7 protein-coding genes are annotated in these 6,472 nt (G+C 64.0%); 1 reads left to right on the top strand and 6 read right to left on the bottom strand.

Annotation, left to right across the window (positions count from 1 at the left end; all coding sequences use genetic code 11):
• Nucleotides 1-45 precede the first annotated feature (45 nt).
• On the bottom strand, nt 46-228 hold the full coding sequence (locus AC08OT_RS09915) for a hypothetical protein (RefSeq protein ID WP_476594146.1): 183 nt from the start codon (nt 226-228) through the stop codon (nt 46-48).
• A gap of 65 nt (nt 229-293) precedes the next feature.
• Here AC08OT_RS09915 and AC08OT_RS09920 point away from each other — a divergent pair, with 65 nt between their 5' ends.
• The gene (locus tag AC08OT_RS09920) at nt 294-719 is read left to right on the top strand and encodes an HAD family hydrolase (protein WP_476594147.1); all 426 of its coding nucleotides are present in this window, start codon (nt 294-296) and stop codon (nt 717-719) included.
• Between the two features lie 359 nt (nt 720-1,078).
• On the opposite strand, the gene AC08OT_RS09925 is transcribed toward AC08OT_RS09920, so the two are convergent.
• From AC08OT_RS09925 to AC08OT_RS09945, 5 genes are all read right to left on the bottom strand, one after another.
• Complete coding sequence (locus AC08OT_RS09925) at nt 1,079-1,822, bottom strand: MBL fold metallo-hydrolase (RefSeq protein WP_476594148.1); 744 nt, start codon at nt 1,820-1,822, stop codon at nt 1,079-1,081.
• Nucleotides 1,816-2,733, bottom strand: a complete 918-nt coding sequence (locus AC08OT_RS09930) for a substrate-binding domain-containing protein (RefSeq protein WP_476594149.1) — start codon at nt 2,731-2,733, stop codon at nt 1,816-1,818. Before AC08OT_RS09930 ends, AC08OT_RS09925 begins: the two co-directional genes overlap by 7 nt.
• A gap of 266 nt (nt 2,734-2,999) precedes the next feature.
• Nucleotides 3,000-4,010, bottom strand: coding sequence for an ABC transporter permease (locus AC08OT_RS09935; protein ID WP_476594150.1), 1,011 nt, complete (start codon nt 4,008-4,010; stop codon nt 3,000-3,002).
• 47 nt (nt 4,011-4,057) lie between these two features.
• A complete protein-coding gene (locus AC08OT_RS09940) occupies nt 4,058-4,906 on the bottom strand; it encodes an ATP-binding cassette domain-containing protein (RefSeq protein ID WP_476594151.1) in 849 nt (282 codons plus the stop codon).
• 377 nt (nt 4,907-5,283) lie between these two features.
• Complete coding sequence (locus tag AC08OT_RS09945; RefSeq protein WP_476594152.1) at nt 5,284-5,631, bottom strand: acetoacetate decarboxylase family protein; 348 nt, start codon at nt 5,629-5,631, stop codon at nt 5,284-5,286.
• Nucleotides 5,632-6,472 lie beyond the last annotated feature (841 nt).

The following is a 6,472-nucleotide window of genomic DNA, read 5'->3' on the forward strand; positions in this document are numbered from 1 at the left end:
CACCCTCGATGGACACCACGGCGCGAACCAGCGAACAGGGGGCAGTCAGCGGCCAGCCGCGGTGGTGTTCGACTGCGATGGATTGCTCGTGGACAGCACGGCGGCATGGGCCACCGCGTTCGACGAGGCAGCCGCGGCCGTCTCCTTCGAGTTGGACGACGCGATGCGCGGGCAGCTGGTCGGCAGCTCCGTCGCGTCGGGGGCCGCGCGGATCGCGCGCTGGGGCAACCAGGAACACGAAGCTGCCTTGATCGCATCGGTGCTTCACCGTTCGCTGCGGCAGGCGGTGAAACGTGACCCTACCTCGCGCCATGCCGGGCGCGGCCGCCCTGCTCGCTGGCCTGAGCGGCAGCGTACCGATGGCGGTCGCCTCGAACAGCCCGGCCGATGTACTCGTCGCGATGCTCATCGGCGCGGGATTCGATGTGGCGTTCGACGCGACCATCGCCGCGGACGATGTCGACCTACCCAAGCCTCACCCGGAGGTCTACCTAACCGCCTGCTCGGCCCTGGGAGTTGATCCGCGCGACGCGGTCGCCGTCGAGGACTCCAGGATCGGGGCAATCGCCGCGCAGCGGGCCGGTCTGGCGGTCATCGTCGTTACCACCGGAGACTGGCCGCAGAGCACACCCCTGCCGTGGCCGGCGGAAGGACGCCCTCTCCTGGTGACCCCGTCCCTGACCGAACCAGCCGTCATTCGCCAGCTCATGCCGTCATGACGAATCCCCCGGCGACGCAGGCGACCGGCAATGTGAACGGCGGCCGGGCGACGTCGACGACACGGCTTGGAGTACTCACCGATCTTCATCTCGCTGCTTGGTAGGTGCGGGAGGGCCCGTGGCTCGGCTGCCCGGGCGCGCCGGGCCCTCCCGGTGAGTTTCAGGCTGACCACGCTCGCCCTTCGTGGAGTGCGAGGGTGCCCTCCTGTGCCTGCGGGAAGTGTGAGCCGACCCCGTCGGTTCCTGGCTTCGACAGCTCGTTCCAGATCCACTCCCGGCTGTGGTTCGCAAGCTTGACGTCGACGTCGCCAACGCTGTGCCAGCTCGGGTGGTGTAACTGGTGCGGGCAGGTGATCGCGTCACCGAAGAACAGGATCCGCTGGCCGCCGCTGGCCGCCGCTGGCCGCCATGACGCTGGTGTGCCCCGGGGTGTGACCCGGGGTCGGCATCAAGGAGATTCCCGGCAACACTTCCAACTTTTCACGGTCCAGGAGTTGAACGCTGCCGGCATCACGCAAGCCAGCAAGCGAGAGCTGCTGATCGATAATGAACTTCCGCTCATCGTCGTCTTGCCCATCCGTGGATTTTCTGGCCGACTCCTGGAAGTACGTGTAATCAGCCCCGCCGATCCAGATCCTGGCCTGAGGGAACAAATTAGCGTTCGGATCGACGAGCCACCCGAAGTGATCACAGTGCAGGTGTGTCACGACGACATCCTCCACCTCCTCAGGGTTGACACCGATGGCGGAAAGCTGCTCCGGGAGAAGCCCGCCCTGGACTGAGCCATGTGATAGCAGCTCACCCGAGGCTTGCCACACCGTACCGGTAATCTTTACTGGGCCCAGCCCCGCATCGATCAGGACGAACCTTCCGTGTGGATTGCGGATGAGGAAGCACCCCAGGGGCAGCACCGCCAATGCGCCACCCGGTTCGAAGAGTGAGCTGTACACCGGCTCGGCCGCACCAGGTCCCAGATATGTCCGCTCCGGACGAAACACACCGTCGGTGAGGGCCCAGACATCGAATTCACCCATCCGCCGATAGCGTGGTAGTGGCAGGGCAACACGATCGGCGCTGCCGAGTTCAACGGCGGCGTTTAGCACTTGGCTAGCGCGTTTCCCAGCGAGACACCTGCCTTCGCCAGGGACCCCTTGGTGTAGAGCGTGAAGTCGAGGTTCACGACCGTTTCCACCGGACGGCCCGTCAACTTGTTGACGATCTGATCCACCGCGTTGGCGCCAATCTCCCGCTCCGGAAGAGATGTGATTGCAGCGACTTCTCCTGCGTTCAACTGGGCAATGCTGGTGTCATCCGAACCGCCGTAACCGCCAACAATTTCCAGATCCGCGCCGCGCTGCTTGGCGGCCGTCACGATGCCGGTTGTCGCCTGAGTCTCAGTACCGAAGACGCCGAAGAGGTCAGGATGACGAGCCAGCATGGCGGCAGCGGTCTTCGTGGTGTCAGCTACGCCGCCAGCATCGAACTGCGCCCCAACGTAGGTAATGTTGTCGTACTTCTTAATCTCAGATTCGAAGCCATGCCACTCCCCGTCAGCAGCAGCGCTACCACCGGCAGTGAACGTCATGAGGCCGACCTTGACCTTCTTACCGTTTGCCTTCTCGGCCAGGTACTTGGCCGCTAGGGCCCCACTCTGCTCGTTATTAACAAGGCTTTGAGCCGTCAATTGATCAGTGTTAGTCAAGTTATTGATTGCGGTGGCAACGTGGATTCCCTTGTCGACCACCGACTTGATGGGTTCGTACATGGCGTTCGGATCCGTCGGGCTGATTACCAGCCCATCCGGGCTGGTCGCCAAGGCGGCGTTTAGAACCGGGATCTGGGATGCGGGCGTGAATTCGGCAGCGTACTGCCTTGTGATCGAAACACCAAGCCGCTCCGCTTCCGCTTTAGCTCCGCAATATACGCCCCCGTAAAGCGGTGAATTATAGGCGACATAGATGAACTTCTTTCCTTCTGCGCTGCCTGATTCGGGCGCATTTGCAGCAGGAGTCACGGTCGCTACGGCGCTTCCGCCGGAGGCGGTTTCGGACGATGAATCGGATCCGGACGAGGTTGAGCAGGCGGCCAAGGCGACCAGGACCGCCAAGGCTGCGGCAGAGGCGGGTGCCTTCCGGAGGCAGGTGGGTCGAGTACGCATTATGATTCCTTCGGGTGCTGATTGGTGCGTGAGTGGGGAAGTATCACGGCGTTACCGAGAAACTGAGAATCGAGCGCTCTCTGGCTTCGGCTTCGAGATATGCCGTGAAGGGAGACCCGGAGTCAGGTGGTCTTGGAGTAGGAACGGCGCACCTGGTCGCCCCAGAGGGCGAGGATGAGGGCGACGCCGACGCTGATCTGCGCGTAGAAGGGGTCGACCCCAGCGACGACGAAACCGTTCTGCAGTACGGCGGGGATGAAGACACCGATCAGTGCGCCGATGGTGCTTCCGACTCCGCCATAAAGACTGGCTCCGCCGAGCGCGACCGCGGTGATGGCGTTTAGGGCATCCGTGCTGTGGCCGCCGATGGTTGTGGTGGAGAAGCGGGCGAGGTTGAGGAACGCGACGAATCCGTACCCGAGGCCGGCCAGTGCGTACACCCTCATGGTGTGCAGATCGACCTGCACTCCGGCGCGCTGCGCTGCGATTCGATCGGATCCGATTGCGAAGGTGTAGCGGCCGAAGCGCGTCCTGCGGAGGCAACGGGTGGCCGCGACGACCACGACAGCGGCTATGATCACGATCGTGGGGATTCCGAAGACACGACCGATACCAACGCTTTTTGTAAGCGCGGCGGGCACCGTCGCAAGGTCGGTTCCCCGACTGATCACGTAGGCGGCGCCCTGCGCGATTCCGAGCGTTGCGAGAGTTGCCACGAACGCTGCGAGCTTGAGCTTCGTCACCAGCAACCCATTCAGCAGCCCCCAGCCCAGGCCGGACACCAGTGCGACGACGAACCCGAGCAGGATGGCGTCCGCGCCGCCAGCTGTTCCGCCCATCGCCTGGAACGTCGTGGCCGTGATGACCTCGGTGAAGGCGATGATGCCGCCGATGGAGAGGTCGATCTGGCCGCTGACGATGACAAGCGTCGTCGCCATAGCCAGGACGATCAGGATACTGCTGTCCGAGACGAGGTTCTTGAGGTTGCCGACGGTGGCGAAGCCACCGGGCTGCCACACGCAGAACATCACGATCAGCGCGACGAGCCCGGCGAGCACGCCCACCTCGGGATTGCTGGCGATGCTCCGCAGGCGATAGGGATGAGCCGTTCCCGCGGTGCGCGAGGAGTCCATGTCAGTTGCCGTCGTGTGGTCGGTTGCCGTCGTGTGGTCGATTGCCATTAGCCGAGTCCCGTCATCGCGCCCACGAGCCGTTCCATGGTTGCCTCACCGATCGGGATCGATGCGACGCTGCTACCCAGTCGCATCACGACGATCCGGTCGACCACTTCCAATAGCTCGGGGATGTTGTGGCTGATGAGGACGACCGCGACGCCGCTGGCGGCTGCCTGCTTGACCAGCTTGGCGACCTGCTCGGTCTGGCGGACGCCGAGCGCGGCGGTCGGCTCGTCCATGAAGATGATGCTGCGGGAGAACGCCATGGCCCGGACGACCGAGATGAGTTGCCGTTGCCCGCCGGAGAGGTTGCGGACCGCGACATCCAGCGAGGGCAGGCGCAGATCAGCCCGGTCGAAAACTTCGGTCGCTGCCTTCCGCATGCCGCGCTGGTCGAGCGTGCCGAGCGGCCTTCGGCCGGGCGCGAATCGTTCCCTGCCGAGGAAAAGGTTTGCGACCGGGTCGAGGTCGGGTGCCAGGGCAAGGTCCTGATGGACGACCTCGATACCGTGGGTGCGTGCCACGGTCGGTGACATGAGGTGCGCGGGCCGCCCGTCGATGTCGACGGTGCCGTTGTCAGGGCGAAGGGCCCCGGTGAGGGCCTTGACGAGAGTGCTCTTCCCGGCGCCGTTGTCGCCGACCAGGCCGATGACTTCGCCGGACGCGATCTGCAGATCGGCACCGCCAAGCGCCCGCACATGCCCGAACGATTTGGTGATGCCGCGCGCGACGAGCCGTGGCGTGTCCGGCACGTCGGTCGGCGGCGTTTGACCGGGTGCGGCGAGGCAGCCCACAAGCTGGTCGCCCGCGAGCGGAATGCCCGTGCGCCGGACTGCGATGATCTGGGTCGTCATGGTCGTCCTCCGTCGGGAAGGAACGGGTCATGGACTGAGTGCGGTGTGGGCTTCGGAAGCGGTATTCGGCCAGCGCGTCCGCGGTCAGGGTTTGCACGGCCTGTGTTCGTTCCGGGTCGGCGAGGACCACTCTGACGAGGGCCACCCATCGCACGGGCGATCACGTCCGCGACGTCCACATCATCAGGGCACAGGGCATCGGGCTGTTTCGGTTACTCGACGCCCTCTGCGGTGGGCCCTCGACGCTGGCGCCCTCTGCGCCGATAAACTCGATCATGGCGACCTCGGTCGGGGTCAACTGGATGTCCGCGGCGGCGAGGCTGTCGCATGGCCAGGGACAGGACACGGCGGGCTGGCCGACTGCATTGCGCTGCGCGTCAGCCGCGCGAGGGATCGTGGTAGTCCTTGACGACGGTTCCGAAGTCAAGTTCCAAGTTCATGACGGTGTAAACCGCGCGTACCGGGCCGACTGGCTTGAGACGGGTGATTGGGTCTAGGTCGCTCTCTGGGCCGAAGTCGACTGCGCCGGTGCCGGCGAAGATCTCCGGTTTGCCGTCGCTGCCAACGACCGGCTCGGCGGTGAAGTCGTCGACGACCAGCTGCAGCACCGCTGGGGGCTCGTCCCGTTCGGCCGAGGGGATGTACTTCAGGCACAGCCCTGCATGCTGGGGCAGCTCGGACCTGTCGGCGAAGCGCTCCAGCCGCATCCGACCCGAGGCGATCATGAATGCGGAATTGGCATTCGATGAAGCCGCAGGTCTCGCGATGCGGACCGAACGTGGAGAACGTGATGTCCTGAAACCACAAGTGTACCTGCGGCGTGTCGCTTACCGGCTCCACCTCTTCCGGCAACAGCTCAAGCACCGGCTCCAGTGCGGTCTCGTAGGTGAAGATCAGGTTCCGAGAGCCACGGTAGAAATGCGGCGGGCGCGAGTATAGCGCGCCCCAGGCCGGGCCGCTAAAGGCCATCTTCTCCGGTGTCAGTCGTCCCATGACTCTCTCCTTTGATCTTAAAAATGAGCGGAATCAAGTGGTCAGGGCGACACATGCCCTGACCACTTGATTCCGCCCGCGTCAGCAACACTCGCCACATCGGCGCCATTGGAACCGATCGTTATATTCATGGAACATAGCTACATGAAATAAAGTTCCAATGAACGCTGGGTGTACTTCCTGTATCGAGAAGAGATCGAAATTTTGCGCCGACACTGCCCATCACACAGGGCTAGCTGGTGCTCACGGACGGATCTGAAACCCCTTACAGCCGACCACCCCTACGTCCGCCAAGCAGCTCGGTAGAGCCGCCACCGGGGCGAGCGAACGCGCCGATCACGGCCCTACCGTACGATCAAGATCAAGTAATGTCGGACTGGTACGGCGGGGGACCTGTCGTCCAGCGAGAGGTGCGTCGTTGCGTCACGGCCATAGTGGGTTACTCCAGGCGTATCGACCGTCGTCAACGACGGTCACGCGGCAATACTTTCCGGCAAAGGCGCTGAGCTCGAAACATTGCAGTGGGTAGTCGATCGTCGATCATGTTCGGCGGCTAACATGTCGCCGGTCCGA

This window comes from Frankia sp. CgJB1 (assembly GCF_977947065.1).

Coding starts and splice junctions, on each gene's coding strand:
- AC08OT_RS09935 (WP_476594150.1), bottom strand. CDS start 4,010: ATGGACTCCTCGCGCACCGCGGGAACGGCTCATCCCTATCGCCTGCGG.
- AC08OT_RS09940 (WP_476594151.1), bottom strand. CDS start 4,906: ATGACGACCCAGATCATCGCAGTCCGGCGCACGGGCATTCCGCTCGCG.
- AC08OT_RS09945 (WP_476594152.1), bottom strand. CDS start 5,631: ATGATCGCCTCGGGTCGGATGCGGCTGGAGCGCTTCGCCGACAGGTCC.